This window comes from Crenothrix polyspora, from assembly GCF_900163755.1.
Taxonomy (GTDB): domain Bacteria; phylum Pseudomonadota; class Gammaproteobacteria; order Methylococcales; family Methylomonadaceae; genus Crenothrix; species Crenothrix polyspora.
Window position 1 is genome coordinate 33,460 of sequence record NZ_FUKI01000120.1, and the last position, 15,455, is coordinate 48,914.

General features: G+C 42.2%; 12 protein-coding genes. 8 read left to right on the forward strand and 4 right to left on the reverse strand.

The annotated features are described in order from the left end of the window. The first annotated feature begins 512 nt into the window (after positions 1–512). Positions 513–3,971, forward strand: a complete 3,459-nt coding sequence (locus tag CRENPOLYSF2_RS10490) for an AAA family ATPase (RefSeq protein ID WP_087143898.1) — start codon at positions 513–515, stop codon at positions 3,969–3,971. A gap of 79 nt (positions 3,972–4,050) precedes the next feature. Then, complete coding sequence (locus CRENPOLYSF2_RS10495) at positions 4,051–5,121, forward strand: alkene reductase (RefSeq protein ID WP_087143899.1); 1,071 nt, start codon at positions 4,051–4,053, stop codon at positions 5,119–5,121. Between the two features lie 202 nt (positions 5,122–5,323). Here the strand turns inward: CRENPOLYSF2_RS10495 and CRENPOLYSF2_RS10500 are convergent, their stop codons facing one another. Both CRENPOLYSF2_RS10500 and CRENPOLYSF2_RS10505 read right to left on the reverse strand, forming a co-directional pair. After that, on the reverse strand, positions 5,324–6,439 hold the full coding sequence (locus CRENPOLYSF2_RS10500; protein WP_087143900.1) for a PilT/PilU family type 4a pilus ATPase: 1,116 nt from the start codon (positions 6,437–6,439) through the stop codon (positions 5,324–5,326). A 12-nt stretch (positions 6,440–6,451) separates the two neighbouring features. Continuing rightward, a complete protein-coding gene (locus CRENPOLYSF2_RS10505) occupies positions 6,452–7,489 on the reverse strand; it encodes a type IV pilus twitching motility protein PilT (RefSeq protein ID WP_087143901.1) in 1,038 nt (345 codons plus the stop codon). A 124-nt stretch (positions 7,490–7,613) separates the two neighbouring features. Between CRENPOLYSF2_RS10505 and CRENPOLYSF2_RS10510 the strand changes: the two genes are divergently transcribed. Beyond that, the gene (locus CRENPOLYSF2_RS10510) at positions 7,614–8,291 is read left to right on the forward strand and encodes a YggS family pyridoxal phosphate-dependent enzyme (RefSeq protein ID WP_087143902.1); all 678 of its coding nucleotides are present in this window, start codon (positions 7,614–7,616) and stop codon (positions 8,289–8,291) included. Positions 8,292–8,298: 7 nt separating this feature from the next. Here CRENPOLYSF2_RS10510 and CRENPOLYSF2_RS10515 read toward each other — a convergent pair whose 3' ends face one another. Beyond that, positions 8,299–8,940, reverse strand: coding sequence for a hypothetical protein (locus CRENPOLYSF2_RS10515; RefSeq protein WP_087143903.1), 642 nt, complete (start codon positions 8,938–8,940; stop codon positions 8,299–8,301). Between the two features lie 265 nt (positions 8,941–9,205). Beyond that, on the reverse strand, positions 9,206–9,868 hold the full coding sequence (locus CRENPOLYSF2_RS10520; protein ID WP_087143904.1) for a hypothetical protein: 663 nt from the start codon (positions 9,866–9,868) through the stop codon (positions 9,206–9,208). Positions 9,869–10,261: 393 nt separating this feature from the next. On the opposite strand from CRENPOLYSF2_RS10520, the gene CRENPOLYSF2_RS10525 reads away from it, so the two are divergent. The 5 genes from CRENPOLYSF2_RS10525 to CRENPOLYSF2_RS19360 all read left to right on the forward strand — a co-directional run bounded on the left by CRENPOLYSF2_RS10525 (position 10,262) and on the right by CRENPOLYSF2_RS19360 (position 15,445). After that, a complete protein-coding gene (locus CRENPOLYSF2_RS10525) occupies positions 10,262–10,858 on the forward strand; it encodes a TetR/AcrR family transcriptional regulator (RefSeq protein WP_087143905.1) in 597 nt (198 codons plus the stop codon). A 58-nt stretch (positions 10,859–10,916) separates the two neighbouring features. After that, entirely contained in the window at positions 10,917–11,192 is a 276-nt protein-coding gene (locus CRENPOLYSF2_RS10530; RefSeq protein WP_087143906.1) for a DUF4242 domain-containing protein, read from the forward strand. Positions 11,193–11,343: 151 nt separating this feature from the next. Then, the gene (gene mtoX / locus CRENPOLYSF2_RS10535; protein WP_176371101.1) at positions 11,344–12,672 is read left to right on the forward strand and encodes a methanethiol oxidase; all 1,329 of its coding nucleotides are present in this window, start codon (positions 11,344–11,346) and stop codon (positions 12,670–12,672) included. Between the two features lie 867 nt (positions 12,673–13,539). Next, positions 13,540–14,733: a calcium-binding protein gene (locus CRENPOLYSF2_RS10540; protein WP_087143908.1), complete on the forward strand. Its 1,194-nt coding sequence runs from the start codon at positions 13,540–13,542 to the stop codon at positions 14,731–14,733. Positions 14,734–14,767: 34 nt separating this feature from the next. Next, positions 14,768–15,445 (forward strand): calcium-binding protein, encoded by a 678-nt coding sequence (locus CRENPOLYSF2_RS19360; RefSeq protein ID WP_140396847.1) that lies wholly within the window; start codon positions 14,768–14,770, stop codon positions 15,443–15,445. Positions 15,446–15,455 lie beyond the last annotated feature (10 nt).

Below are 15,455 nucleotides of genomic sequence, written 5' to 3' on the forward strand. Positions count from 1 at the left end.
CAACTTAAACTCCATTTCTGTTCGTGCTGAGCTTGTCGAAGTGTGCCGTTCATGCTTCGACAAGCTCAGCACGAACGGTGGCTGTAACTGTCCTAAGTTGAAAACGCTGTAAGTTGGCTATGGATGAGCTATGTTGTTTTGTATGCGTTCACTTTCCCCTTTGAAAAAGGGGGATTGAACGGTTACTGAAAAAGTATCCAAAATGAAACGTCATTTGTACAGCAAAGGTATGAAAAGTTGACTGAGGTATCGTAATAGCTAATGCTAACTGAAAACTATTGGTGTAATGTGTACGCAGTCGTGGCTGTATGAGATTCCCTGTGCTTTTTATCACAGCCGAATGTCCGTGGACATTAGAATACATAACCGATGCACCCGATTAACAATCATAATAACGGCTGTGTAGCTAGCTTTTGCCTTTTGTTTTAAACAATACCATCGTGTATCATGCTATTTATCTTTAGGTAGCAGCGTCCCACAGTTGATATGAAAAATACATACGTCCAACAGTTATGAGAATTCTTAATATCTATTTTAAAAATATCAACTCACTGGAAGGCGAAAGTCGCATTAACTTTGAGCAACCGCCGTTTTCCGATAGCGGTGTTTTTGCCATAACCGGGCCTAATGGTTCTGGGAAATCCAGCATATTAGATGCCATCACTTTGGCTTTATATGGCGAAACGTTTCGGTTTAATCGCCCTGCCGAACACGTTATGACGCAAAATACCAACGACTGTTTTTCGGTACTGGAATTTTCTTTAGGCAGTGAAAAATACCAAGCCAGTTGGCATGCACAGCGTACAGCGGCAAACCAAGACGCGTCGATTAGCGCTGCCATGAGGTTAGTACGCATCAACACCGGCGAAGAACTGGCTAATACGGCACAAAACGTTTGTTTGTGTATCCGCGACATCACCGGTATGAATTTTCGTAACTTCACCCGTTCCGTACTATTGGCACAAGGTGATTTTACTGCGTTTTTAAATGCGTTGGACAATGAGCGCATGGATATTCTGGAAAAAATTATCAGTACTGATATTTATGCGGATCACAAAAATGCCATCTTTGAAAAAGTTGCTAAGGCGCAGCAACGTTTGCAACACTTAAAACAAGATTTAAACGCCGTCGCATTGCTAGAACCCGCTAAACAAGAAGCGCTGACGCATGATCTGATCGACTTTAACGAACAACAAACCGAGTTACAGCAACAACACAACGTCTTTTTACAGCAACAGCAAGCACTGATAAAAATCACCGACCTGCAAAATAACATTACTCAGCAAAAAAAGGCACTGCAAGCATTAAATGCACAAGCAGAGGCCGTGCAGAAAAAAATTACTGAACTTAACAAAGCACACGACGCTTTATTGCTAAAAGACGACATTGCAGCATTAACACAAAAACAGCAAAACTTACACGACAGCAAGGTAAAGCTCAACACCTACCAAGCCGAGTTAAAGCTTCTGCAAAAAGAATTACATTCTGCAAAGACACTGCAACAGGACACTACAGCACCCGCAAGCGATAAATCATTTGCTGAGCAGCTTCAGGCAATAGATCAACTCAGGGCACAAATTGCTTTGCTCGGCGCTAATAAATTATCCGAAACTGACTTATCGAAATCGCTGGAAACGCAAATTACTGATAAACAAGCCGCTTTGGTCACGGTCACTGCTTGGCTGGAGCAACAAGTCGTTGATGCCAGTTTACTGGTGCAATTTCCAGATCTTGCCACTTTAAAAAATCTAAGAATCCAGTTAGCTGAGCTGGAAGAAAAACAAAAAGCCCACGCACTCTGGTTAAAAAAAGCCGCGTCATCGTTAAAAACCAACAGCACAATCCATCAAAAAGATCATAAAACCGTTGCCGAACTAAAAGACAAACTGAGCGCCGCCGAACAAAAATTACACGATTTAGCAGAAGGTCGTACGCTGGCAGAAATTGAAGATCTTCTCAAAGATCAGCAAGATCGGGTGAGAACGTATCAGGCGTTTACCAATCTAGGTTTGGATCATCAAAAAATAAATACACCGCAACGCGCTGGATTTTTTAGCCTGTTTAAAAAAGCCAAGCCAGACATCAATCACGATATTGACGTTCTTCAGCAACAACTGGATGCTTATAGAAAAGACATTAAGCTGGAAGAAAATATTAAACTGGCGTTGGAAGAAGCGGTATTTCAAAACAGTCTGTTGAAAAAAATGGCGGCTGACAGACAACATCTTGTTGATGGCAAACCTTGCCCGTTGTGTGGGTCAAATAACCATCCTTATGCCGCGCGGCCACCGGTCGTTGCTAATACTGAACGTGCGTTGCTTGATCAAAAAGAGAAGATGAAAAATCTGGCAGCCGCTATTACGCAACAAGAACAGTTGCTTGGCAACGCACAAAAAACCGCCGAGAAAAATCGCATTAGAGCTACCCAAACACAAAAAATACACACACAATGGCTTACGCTGGGTAATCGTCTTAACAGTGCCAGTGATGGCATGGAGATCAGCAATGTCAGTTTAATGAAGCAACTGCTCAACGATGAAAGCCAACAATTAAAAAATATTACCACGCTGGCTAATACATACCGTAGCACGCAACAAACCATCGACAAACTCCAAGCGTTGATCAGTAAAATACACGCTAATCTGGAAAATGTACAAACCAACAGCCAAGCCTTGGACACTGATCAACAACAACGCAGTAAAGAACGCAGTGAGTTAGATAACGCCTACGCCAAATGCCAGCACGATGAGAAAATTTTAGCTGACACAATCAGTGCGCAATTAATGGCGCTAGGTGACAAGCTACCCAGTGCGGGTAAAGAAGATGATTTACTGAATTCAGTAAACAGTCGTCGCCAGAATTACCAAAATAACCTTTTGCGCCAAAAAAGCATAAGTGACGATATTGCGTTATTAGCCAGTAAGCAAGCGACCTGTAAGATTGAGTCGGATAATTACGATCTGCAGATTGAAAATTTAAACAAACAACTGCACAGCGAAGAAAGTATCGGCTTGCATTTGGCACTGGTTGAAAAACAAAAGCTCATTGCCGATATGGAGCAGCGCCTTACCGAGCAAGATGCTGATACACAATTTGTGCAGCAATCTTTGAAAGAGAAAATGCAAGCCACGGTATTTAGCACTGTACACGATGTGAACGTGGTGTTACAACTGGTTGACCAGCAGCCTGTCATAGAACAACAACACGCACAATTAACCCAGCAAATTATCGAAAAAACGGCGGAACTGGCGAAAAATCAAGCACAATGGGCCATTGAAAACGCTACTGTTGAATCCGCACTGAGTCTGGAAGAATTAAAAATACAGTTACGCACTAACGCAGAAAAACTGCAAATTGCTAGCCTGGAAGCGCAGCGCGTAGAAAGTCTATTAGCCGACCAAGTTCAGTTACAGAAAAAATACGCTGCGATTTTGGCACAATTGCAAAGTCAGCAAGATGTTGAGCAACAGGCATTGGCTGAAAAAGCGCAAATTGACGCTGAAAATGGCATGACTTTCCGCAAACGCGTGCAAAAGCAAATCACCGATCAATTGTTGTCGCAAACCAATGCGGTTTTAGAAAAAGTCAGTGGTCGGTATTATTTGCGCCAAAAACTCAGTGACCAAGGTTTGGCACTGGAAATTGAAGATACTTATCAAGCCAACATGCGCCGCTTACCTAAAACTTTATCTGGTGGCGAAAGCTTTATTGTCAGTTTGGCGCTGGCGTTGGGGCTTTCGGAATTAGCCAATAATGGTAAGGCCGTGGATTCTTTATTTATTGACGAGGGCTTTGGCAATCTGGATGCAGAAACCTTGTACACGGTTATCAGTACGCTGGAAAGCCTACAAGCACACGGTAAAACCGTTGGTGTGATTTCTCATGTGGAAAGTGTGCAAAAACGCTTTAAAGCACAGCTGCAAATTGTTAAAAAACCCAATGGCATGGGGATGCTGAAAAAAGCATCATAAATAGGCCAGCATCAATTTAATTAAACTTTCGTAGTCAGTTACGCAGTGTTTCTGTGTAACATCACACTTATAAGCCATTATGACAACACAGCTATACACACCGATTAACCTGGGTGCATTACAGTTACCCAACCGTATTATCATGGCACCGCTCACCCGTATGCGTGCGCCCAATAGCATACCAACTGAGATCATGGCTACTTATTACAGTCAACGGGCTTCTGCGGGTTTAATCATTTCTGAAGCCACGCCGATTTCACCGCAAGGTGTGGGTTATCCTGCAACACCGGGTATTTGGAATCAAGCACACATAGATGCTTGGCAAAAAACAACCACTGCGGTACATGAGAAAAAAGGCCGCATGGTATTACAACTTTGGCATGTTGGGCGTATTTCTCATCCTGATTTTCATGATGGCGCATTGCCGGTAGCGCCTTCAGCTATTGCCGCCAAAGGCCAGGCTGTTACCCCCACGGGTATGCAATCGTTTGTAACACCGCGCGCTTTGGCTACCGATGAAATCCCTGGCATTGTTGAAGATTACCGGCAAGCTGCTAAAAATGCCTTGGCCGCAGGCTTTGATGGGGTTGAAATACACGGCGCTAATGGCTATTTACTGGATCAATTCTTACGTGATGGCACGAATCAGCGTACTGACATCTACGGCGGTTCGTTGGAAAATCGTGCTCGATTGTTAATGGAGGTGACTAAAGCTGTGATTGCGGTATGCGGTGCAGACCGGGTAGGGATTCGCCTGTCACCCAGTGGTACGTTTAATGATATAGCAGATTCTAATCCCGAAGCGATTTTTACTTATGTGTTAGCCGAACTCAATCATTTTAATTTGGCTTATTTACACATTGTTGATGCACTGGAAGGTGATATTCGTCACGGTGCTAAGGTGATTACACTGAGTGTACTACGTAAAGTCTATCAGGGTAATTTAATAGTGTGTGGTGGCTATGATCAGCTACGCGCCGAGGCAGTACTTGCAGAAGGTATGGCAGATGCGGTGGCATTTGGCCAGTTATATATTGCCAATCCCGATTTAGTAGCGCGTTTTCAGCAACACGCAGCGCTTAATTCGGCTGATTCGGCTACATTTTATGGTGGTGATGAGAGAGGCTATATTGACTACCCCAGTCTTTAGCCGAGGCCGTTGTCAATAGTCAGCAAAACTGGGTTATTTTTTGATCATTACTAAGCGTATTTTTGTTGAAATTATCAGGACGGCTAACACTTACAGCGTAACCGTTCGCACTGAGCTTGTCGAAGTGTGTCGTTCATGCTTCGACAAGCTCAACACGAACGGTGGCTGTAACTGTCCTAAGTTGAAAACGCTGTAACGCTGCTTAATTTTCCAGCTCTGATAAAATCATGCCATCATTATTGCCAAGTCCTGACAGATTGCTGCTCATTTTAATCATTAAGCGCACTTCGTTTCTTGAATCTGCCGAATCCAGCGCATCTTGGTAGCCTATTTTTCCTGCGCTATACAAATCAAAAAGTGCTTGATCGAAGGTTTGCATGCCATGTTCACGGGAATTTTTCATGAGTTCTTTCAGTTTGTGTATTTCGCCTTTACGAATATAATCTTTTGCTAATGGCGTATTAATCATAATTTCAATCGCTGGATAACGGCCTTTGCCATCCGAACGCTTAATGAGCTGCTGGGCAACAATACCACGCAGATTCATAGACAGATCCATATGCAATTGATCGTGCATTTCATCAGGAAAAAAATGCATAATGCGGTCTATTGCCTGGTTAGCATTGTTGGCGTGTAAGGTACACAAACATAAATGACCTGTTTCTGCAAAGGTAATCGCATTTTGCATGGTTTCGCGGGTTCTTACCTCACCAATCAAAATAACATCGGGGGCTTGGCGCAACGTATTTTTTAACGCCACTTCGTATGATTCACTGTCTACCCCCACTTCACGCTGGGTAATAATACAGCCCAAATGTGGGTGGTGAAATTCAATCGGATCCTCTATGGTAATAATATGGCCGCTGCTATTTATGTTGCGATGCCTAATTAACGAAGCCAATGAGGTTGATTTACCGGTGCCGGTGCCGCCAACAAAAATAATTAGCCCGCGCTTTTCCATAATCAGGCTTTTTAAAATAGGCGGTAAATTCAGCGTATCGGCATCGGGTATTTCACTTTCTATACGCCGTAACACCATGCCAGCAGCATCGCGCTGCGTGAAAGCACTCACCCGAAATCGACCTAAATCGGGTAGCGTAATAGCAAACTGACATTCTTTGGTGTTTTCAAACTCAGTGCGTTGGCGTGGATTCATAATGCTTAGCACAACCTTCATGGCTTGCTCTGCTGTTAACGCTGATTTAGACACTTCAATCAAGCTACCGTCCACCTTCATAGTAGGGGCTCGTTCAGCAGTAATAAAAAAATCGGATGCTTTTTTTTGCACCATTAAGGCCAGCAACGCTTTAAAATCCACGGGTATAATCCTTTATTTGAACATGTCTTTGTTAACCGCTTTCGCCATAGCCATTTTTGCAGTAATCGCGCCTTTATCTACTAATTCCTTTAGATTTTGATCCAGTGTTTGCATACCGTCTTTACGCCCCGTTTGAATAGCCGAATACATTTGCGCTACTTTTGCTTCGCGGATCAAGTTTCTAATAGCCGATGTACCCAACATGATTTCGTGTGCAGCGATGCGACCACCACCGATTTTTTTAAGCAATATTTGCGAAATAACCGCTTGTAATGATTCTGATAGCATTGAACGTATCATGTCTTTTTCGGCGGCGGGAAATACATCTATAATACGGTCTATGGTTTTAGCCGCCGAGGTGGTATGCAGCGTACCAAACACTAAATGACCGGTTTCGGCGGCGGTTAGTGCAAGCCGAATGGTTTCTAAGTCTCGCATTTCACCGACCATAATCACATCGGGGTCTTCGCGTAATGCCGAGCGTAATGCTTCGTTAAATCCGTGCGTATCTCTGTGTACTTCGCGTTGGTTAATCAGGCATTTTTGACTTTCATGGACAAATTCTATCGGATCTTCAACGGTTAAAATATGTTGGTAATCGTTATAATTGATATGGTTAATCATGGCCGCCAAGGTGGTTGATTTGCCAGAACCGGTAGGGCCTGTCACTAAAATCAAACCACGGGATTTACGGGTAATTTCCTGAAAAAATTTAGGCGCTTGCAAATCTTCAAGGCTTAAAACTTTGGACGGAATGGTTCTAAACACCGCCGCTGCACCACGGCCTTGATTAAACGCATTAACACGAAATCGCGCGACATTAGGTAAATCGAACGAAAAATCGGTTTCTAAAAATTCTTCGTAGTCACGACGTTGTTTATCGTTCATGATGTCATAAATCAGTGCATGCACTTCTTTATGATTTAAAGACGGGATGTTAATACGTCTAATATCGCCATCAACGCGTATCATTGGTGGCAAACCTGCCGATAAATGTAAATCTGACGCATTGTTTTTAACTGAAAAAGCCAGTAATTCGGTAATATCCATCATATCCTCTGAAGCGGTATAAAACGTAAAACACAATACTATCCTTATACAATAGTTCAAGTCTTTGCTTTTTTGAAGGCAAACACTCAAATAAACCGTAACATTATGTTAGGTGATACCTTTTATGAATACTATTAGTCAACGCCTTTACGCTATACGCACTGAGATTAATACGCTAGAGACAGCCGCAGATCGTCCCCAAAATACGGTGTTATTGCTGGCGGTCAGCAAAACCAAGCCTGCAAGCGATATAGCCCTAGCCTATCAGGCAGGGCAGCGGCATTTTGGTGAAAATTATTGTCAAGAAGCCTTAAAAAAACAGCAGCACTTGGGGGCTTTTAATATTAGCTGGCATTTTATTGGGCCGATTCAATCCAATAAAACCAAGGATATTGCTGCGCATTTTAATTGGGTACACAGTGTTGATAATTTAAAAATAGCACAACGCTTAAACGATCAGAGACCCGATAATCTGCCGCCGCTCAATGTGTGTGTGCAGGTGAATATCAGTAATGAAGAAACGAAATCGGGGCTTGCTTTGGCGGCATTGCCAGATATATGTGCGGCAATAGCTTTGTTGCCGCGTTTAAAATTACGCGGCGTTATGGCTATTCCTGCACCACAGGAATATTTTGAAGATCAGCGCCAACCTTATCAGCAACTTCGTGTAGCGGTTGCTAAGCTGAATGGTTTAGCACTCGATACCTTTTCATTTGGCATGAGTGGCGATTTAAAAGCCGCTATTTTTGAAGGTGCAACTATTGTAAGACTGGGCTCGGCATTATTTGGCAGCCGTGGTTAAGCGTATATCAGTAAACTTGCTGGGCAATAACGCCGCCCGCTTCTTCGCAATCTATACAATCTTTGCCAACCTTAATAATATAATCAGCTAACGCTACAATGGCTAGCCAATGGCTGGGATTATTAATAAAGTTAAGTGCGATTAAAAACAACTCGGCAATTTTACTGAGTTGTTCGGTTTTTTCAGTAAAAAAACATTCTAAATATTCACGAACAGTTTGTAAATCTGCGGTTTCATCGCCGTCTTGCAAGGGATGTAAGCTTGTTAGCGTTGGCTTGATCGGCGTATGATCACGCAGAGATATGTATTTTGCTTCTGCCAGTGGCCCCACCAACAAATTAACAATATCGGCTTCAAAAGCAAGCTGGTAGGCTTGTTTTTGGGTGTCGGTAAAATCTCTGGTGGCTTCTGCAATTGATGACGGCAGCGTATGAATCAAGCGACCACCGTCAATTTTGGCAACCCATGCCTGATTTATTTTATTCATATCATGGGTAATGGAGATTTGGAAAAAAATGGGCGGTAGTTGACGTTTTTTATTACCTAAATAAATAGCCGTTGCATGAGCGGCTTCGTAAATAGCGGTTTCACGGTTGATGTTATTGCGACTAAACTGACTCAGGGTATGGGTTGTATGATGAGTGTTCATTACATTAAGACTCCTATCCTAGAAGATGTGCGACGTGCGAGGTTAATATAACAAACGCATATTACGGCAGTCTTAAAAAAGCAAGAGTTCTAGCATTTTTTTTATATTTTTTCATATTTTGTTTTTTAATTTACATAATTATATAAAACTGTAACTATTCGCTTGTAAAATAGAATGTGGATAACACGGATTTACCGGTTGTACATGGATTAACGCAGATAAAATTCAGTGTATGTTTGGCGTATCAGTGTTATTTGTATTCTATTTATTTGCTCTGTTGATCAATTAAGTCGCTTATTTCTTCGTAAGCTATCGTGTTTTTAACTGATTTTTGAATGTAATCCGCCAAAGTCATAATTGTTTGCCAAATGGAGCGATTATCAATAAAGCGGTACGCCAACAAAAACAATTCTGTCATTTTATCGCTACGTTCGTGTTTTTCGACACAGTTAAGGTATTTACCAATGAGCATAAGATCCGATGCGCCTCCGTAATAGTGCAAAGCTTGCACAGTTACTAAATACTGATTAATCGGCTCATTATCGCGCAGTGCCACGTATTTGGCTTCAGCCAGTGATCCTACCAGCAGGTTTATGATATCGGCTTCAAATGCCCGTCGATAAGCGAATGTTTGTGCAGCGGAAAGCCCTTGGGTAATCTCATCAATTGAGGTTGGCAGGCTATGAATCAAGCGCCCGCCTTCTATTTTGGCAATCCAGTCATGCTGTATTCCGTCGTTATTAGATAACAAAATGTTATGCGGTAGCGCTTGACGGTTAATAATAATTTGGAAAAAAGTTGCAGGCAGTTGCTTTTGTTTATTGCCCAGATAAATAGCGACGGCATGGCTCGCTTCATGGACAGCGGTTTCTCGATTTAGTAGGTAATCATGGGGTTGATTAGTGCGTGTTACAGCATTGCGGTTCATAATAATGACCCCAGATTAAAAAAAAATGCGAACCGATTGCCAGTTCGCATTACAGAGAGGAAGGATGATAACTGCTGTATATAAGGCTTATACACAAGAGTTAGGCACAGTGTAGCGATTTAAAAAATTAATGGAATGTGACATATTGCCGCGCGACAATATGCCGCCACCATTGGCACATCAATTGCTTTGTATAGTTATTTTGTCTATCGAAAAAGCTTAAAAGCCGCTGCTATTAATAGGTTTTATGCACACAGGTGTAGCATTTTAAGCCATATGACTCAGCCAATTATGGTATATGCCACAATAGTTAAGTAAGAGTTCAGTAAGTGCTTATAAATATTGATTTAAAAACCCATTGACAACACAAGACAACCGGTCATATTATTAGCCATGATTATTCTCACACAAAAACAGCTTAATAAAGAAAATCTTTTAAATCAAGGTGTTTTACTGTTAATGCAGCAAGGCTATCATGGCACAGGATTAAAAGAAATTTTAGATGCAGTGAATATTCCCAAAGGATCTTTCTATAATTATTTTGGCAGCAAAGAAAATTTTGCTGTCGAAGTCATCCAGCATTACATCAATCCTTACATCGAGCAATTAGATAATCATTTACAAAATCCGTATATTGATGCCCACACGGCATTACGGCGCTACTTTAATGGCGCTATTGCAGAGCTTGAAAAAACCAATTTTAAAGGTGGCTGTTTATTGGGTAATTTAATGGGCGAGTTGGGTGACAGCAATGAGCCCTGTCGAATCGCTTTGCAAGCGACGTTAAACCGGTATCGAAACTTGCTGGCTACAGGGCTTGCCAGAGCCCAGGAAGAAGGCTCAGTAAGAATTGATCGCACTGCCACCGAATTAGCTGATTTATTATTAAACACCTGGCAAGGTGCATTGCTGCGGATGAAAATTGAAAAATCCGCCGCACCGTTACGGCAATGTTGCGATAATTTACTAAATGCTTTTTTTAAAGTGTAATACCGTATTGCGCTTTAAACAAAACATCACCCACAGTCGTTAAACAGGAGATTAAAGTATGCCAAAATATATTATCGAACGTGATATTCCCGGTGCAGGCGCGTTAACAGCCGCTGATTTACAGGGTATTTCACAAAAATCATGCGGTGTTTTGGCAAGCATGAGCCCCAAAATACAATGGCTTGAAAGCTATGTAACTGACGATAAAGTCTACTGTGTGTATATTGCACCTGATGAAGCCACGGTGAAATCCCATGCCGAGCAAGGTGGTTTTCCGGCTAATCGTGTTTCACAAATCAGAACTATAATTGACCCGACGACTGCGGAAGCTTAAGTGTGTACGCAGTAATGCCAGATAAAATATAACAATAATGCGTGTCAGCGGTACAAAGACACGCAACATCGTTACCTACAGGTGACACAGAGAGGAAACACTAATGATAAGTAATTTCAAAAAGCCGAATCAATTGTTAGCAACGTGTATTATGGCGGTATCGGTATTAACCGCAGTTGAATTAGTGATAAGCCCCGCGCTGGCTGATGAAACATGTGTATCACCGTATATGCCTAAAATTACTGGACAAGAAGATTTTGTTTATGTGTGGACTTTAGGCGCAGAAGGCGTGGGCGATGAGCAAGATAAATTGGTAACAGTTGACAGCAACCCTAAATCAAAAACCTATGGCAAAGTAGTCAGCACCGTCTCTGTTGGCGGTCGTAATGAGGCGCATCACGCCGGCTTTACCGATGATCGTCAGTATCTGTGGGCAAGTGGGCTAGATACTAGCAAAATTTTTATTTTTGATGTGCATACTAATCCCCAAAAGCCGGTATTAACGAAAACCATTACTGATTTTGTGGCTAAAAGTGGCGGTGTGGTAGGTCCACACAGCATTTATGCGTTGCCTGGTGTCATGATGATGACGGGGCTTTCTAATAATAAAGATCATGGTGGACGTACCGGTTTGGTGGAATACACCAATGCAGGTGACTACGTTGCTACACATTGGACACCGGTGGATGGCGCTTTGCAAGGCGCAGAAAAAACCGGTAGTTTTGCTGATGGCTACGGTTATGATGTACGTGCGTTACCCAGGCGCAATTTAATGCTGACATCATCATTTACCGGTTGGTCTAATTACATGATGGATTTTGGCAAAATGCTCAAAGATCCCGAAGCCATGAAGCGTTTTGGCAGTACTGTGGTGGAATGGAATCTACATACCAAACAACCTAAAAAAGTATTTGACGTGCCTGGCGCACCGCTGGAAATCCGTTGCGCTTTAGAAAGTAACCATAATTACTGTTTTACTAGCACGGCGTTAACGTCAAAAATATGGCTGATTTACGCTGATAAAAAAGGCCAGTGGCAAGCCAAAGACGTTGCTGATATTGGTGTACCCAGTCAAATACCGTTGCCGGTAGATATATCCATACAAAGTGATGATAAATTGCTGTGGGTAAACACCTTTATGGATGGCAAAACCCGCGCCTTTGACATCAGTGATCCGTTTAAACCTAAGCAGGTGTTTGAGCAAAAAATCGGCGCACAAGTTAATATGGTGTCATCGAGTTGGGATGGTAAGCGCTTGTATTTCACTTCGTCATTATTGGCGAATTGGGATAAAAAAGGTGTGGATAACGAACAGTTCCTAAAAGCTTATAACTGGGATGGCGCGGCACTTAAAGAGCAGTTTTCTATTGATTTTACTAAAGAAAAATTAGGCCGGGCGCATCAGATGTTATTTGGCGCGTATGCACTGTATGGCGCTAACAAGCCGGTGGAATTACCTAAAGAACAGATTAAAAAATAAGGCTACCAACTATGATGGGACATCCGTTCGTCCTGAGCTTGTCGAAGAACGTGTGGTTTATGATTCGATAAGCTCACCACGAACGGTTTTATTTAGACTTGTCCCGTTTTAAGTTGTTAGCGCAAAACAACACGCAAGATTATCGTTGTTGTTAGGTTCCGCGCACTGTCCACACTTAAGGCAACTCACCGTGTGGGCAGCTTCATTGCTCATCGTTTTCGTGCCTCATTCGTTGCTTTTTGTACGCCAAACAGAAAGCCCAAAAACTGATACGTTTAATGTACGACATAGTAAAATAATTTTACAAGTCCATAATTTATAACATTAAACCTCTTAATGATTTGAGGCTGAATGTAAATAAAAAATGATATCATTTTTTTTAAAAAAGCAACAAATATTTTTTATGCTGCTGATTCTTAATAAATTAATTTTATGTAACAAAAATCACTGTATTAAATATTATTTTTACAGAAGCATTTACAAGACTATGCCAATGTGATGTAATCATGCAACGTAAATAAGAAATTAGGCTTTGCTTTTATTACGCATCCATCATCATTATAAAAAATAAACGCATTCATAGCGTTTTAATATACCTCGTCAATCAGCACGTTACCGCCTCATTAACACAGGGGTCTTAAATGTAAATTAAAAATCATTGTGCAGTGTGCTCATAAAAAGCTGCGGCGATTTTTAGTTTAGATTTTAATTTACATTTAAGGATGAATAAATCGAAACCCGTTATGCTGTGCAGCTAAACGACAGCAGCACTGTATCGACTGCAATACCAAGACCACATAACAGTGCAAAACAGCACTCAAAAGAATTAACATTTTTTATAATCATACAAACTCAAAGGTAATACCCATGTCTACATTTAAAGGCACAGCAGCAGGCCAAATAATTAATGGCGATAATAAAAGTCTTCCTAAAATTCAACCTGGCATTTTTAAGCTGGATAATAACGGCGTATTCAATGACACCATCAGTGGTCTGGGTGGTAATGATGTCCTTAATGGTCTTACAGGTAACGATACGCTCAATGGAGGTGATGATAATGACACACTCAATGGTGGTACAGGCGATGACAAACTCAATGGCGATGCGGGCAACGACACCTTAAACGGTGGCGATGGCAAAGACACATTGAATGGTGGCGCAGACAATGACACACTCAATGGTGGTACAGGCGATGACAAACTCAATGGCGATGCGGGCAACGACACCTTAAACGGTGGCGATGACAAAGACACATTGAATGGTGGTGTTGGCAATGATGCCTTAAATGGGGATGCTGGCGATGACACTTTAAATGGGGATGCTGGCGATGATAGTCTCAATGGCGGTGTAGGTGATGACACGCTTAATGGCGGTACAGGCATTGACACCTTAAATGGTGGCGATGGCAAAGACAAATTAAATGGTGGTGCAGGTATTGACACCTTAAATGGTGGTGATAGCAAAGACATATTAAATGGTGGCGCAGACGCTGACACCTTAAATGGGGATGCTGGCAATGACACCTTAAGTGGGGATGCTGGCAATGACAATCTCAATGGTGGTGTAGGTGATGACAGCTTAAATGGTGGCGCAGACAATGACATCCTTACCGGTGGCCTAGGTGTAGATACAATGAGCGGTGGCACGGGCGCTGATAGATTTAACATTGGTTTTGGAGACAGCCCCGCTACGTCTACGGGTGCAGGAACTAACGACAAAATCAGTGATTTTAATGCCGGACAAGGCGATACCATTCATTTTGTTAACTCGAATGGCGGTACTGCTGCGGTTGCGCCCAACCAAACTCACGCCGACTTTACCATTACTAACGGCATACTTAAAATCACCGGCGTTGCCACTCCATCTGCACTGGCAGCTAAAGTTTTCGCGTATAATCATGCAGCGGTTTTACCTAATGACGTGGTTATTGGTATTCAAATAGCAGGAAACAAGTTTATACTGGTAGATGATTACAGTGTGGCCGGTGGTGCATACGTTGAGCTTACTGGTAATACTGGCATAGCGGGACACGTAGGCGGCCTGAACGGTCTTATTGTTTAAACCCCAAGCAAAAAATATACATTAGGTAATACTTATGGCTACAATAAAAGGCACAAGCAAAAACGAAACCCTTAAAGGCACAAGCAAACCAGATAATATTGATGGCAAAGCAGGTAACGATATTATTAATGGCTTAGCGGGCGCGGATACTATCAGTGGCGGAGATGGTAAAGACACTCTTATCGGCGGTTTAGGCGGCGATACAATGACGGGTGGTAAAGGCGCTGATAAATTCGTCATTAACTTTAACGATAGTTTTTCTAAACTGCCAATCAAATCGAATTTTGACAAAATCACTGATTTTAGTAAAAGTCAGGGCGATACCATCCACATCACCAACCAAAATGGTGCTACTGCGGATATAGCGCACACAACAATTACCAGCACTAATAAAACGGGGTTTGTTGACACTGCGAATTTCAAAGAAGGCAAACTTCTTATCAGCGGTTTTAGTATTGATAAGGGCGGCATGCTTCACCTTTACACTGACAAAAGCGACAAAGGAAATATTAGTCACCCAGAAATAAAAAATGCAACTCAGAATCAAGCATTGAACTACGCACAAGCTAATTCAGCTGCTTTACCGCATGACGAAGTGCTGGGCGTATCGGCCGGTAGCCACACTTACCTTGTAGACAACCACTCTATCCCTGGTTACACAATGGTTGATGTGACTGGTTCAATATCCTCTTTAGTAGGCATTATTGTTTAAGATTACACAA

What these genes read in the sequence shown, in the direction of transcription:
- mtoX (WP_176371101.1), top strand. Translation starts at nt 11,344, where the DNA reads ATGGCGGTATCGGTATTAACCGCAGTTGAATTAGTGATAAGCCCCGCG.
- CRENPOLYSF2_RS10490 (WP_087143898.1), top strand. Translation starts at nt 513, where the DNA reads ATGAGAATTCTTAATATCTATTTTAAAAATATCAACTCACTGGAAGGC.
- CRENPOLYSF2_RS10510 (WP_087143902.1), top strand. Translation starts at nt 7,614, where the DNA reads ATGAATACTATTAGTCAACGCCTTTACGCTATACGCACTGAGATTAAT.
- CRENPOLYSF2_RS10495 (WP_087143899.1), top strand. Translation starts at nt 4,051, where the DNA reads ATGACAACACAGCTATACACACCGATTAACCTGGGTGCATTACAGTTA.
- CRENPOLYSF2_RS10520 (WP_087143904.1), bottom strand. Translation starts at nt 9,868, where the DNA reads ATGAACCGCAATGCTGTAACACGCACTAATCAACCCCATGATTACCTA.
- CRENPOLYSF2_RS10525 (WP_087143905.1), top strand. Translation starts at nt 10,262, where the DNA reads ATGATTATTCTCACACAAAAACAGCTTAATAAAGAAAATCTTTTAAAT.
- CRENPOLYSF2_RS10540 (WP_087143908.1), top strand. Translation starts at nt 13,540, where the DNA reads ATGTCTACATTTAAAGGCACAGCAGCAGGCCAAATAATTAATGGCGAT.
- CRENPOLYSF2_RS10515 (WP_087143903.1), bottom strand. Translation starts at nt 8,940, where the DNA reads ATGAACACTCATCATACAACCCATACCCTGAGTCAGTTTAGTCGCAAT.
- CRENPOLYSF2_RS10505 (WP_087143901.1), bottom strand. Translation starts at nt 7,489, where the DNA reads ATGGATATTACCGAATTACTGGCTTTTTCAGTTAAAAACAATGCGTCA.
- CRENPOLYSF2_RS10530 (WP_087143906.1), top strand. Translation starts at nt 10,917, where the DNA reads ATGCCAAAATATATTATCGAACGTGATATTCCCGGTGCAGGCGCGTTA.
- CRENPOLYSF2_RS19360 (WP_140396847.1), top strand. Translation starts at nt 14,768, where the DNA reads ATGGCTACAATAAAAGGCACAAGCAAAAACGAAACCCTTAAAGGCACA.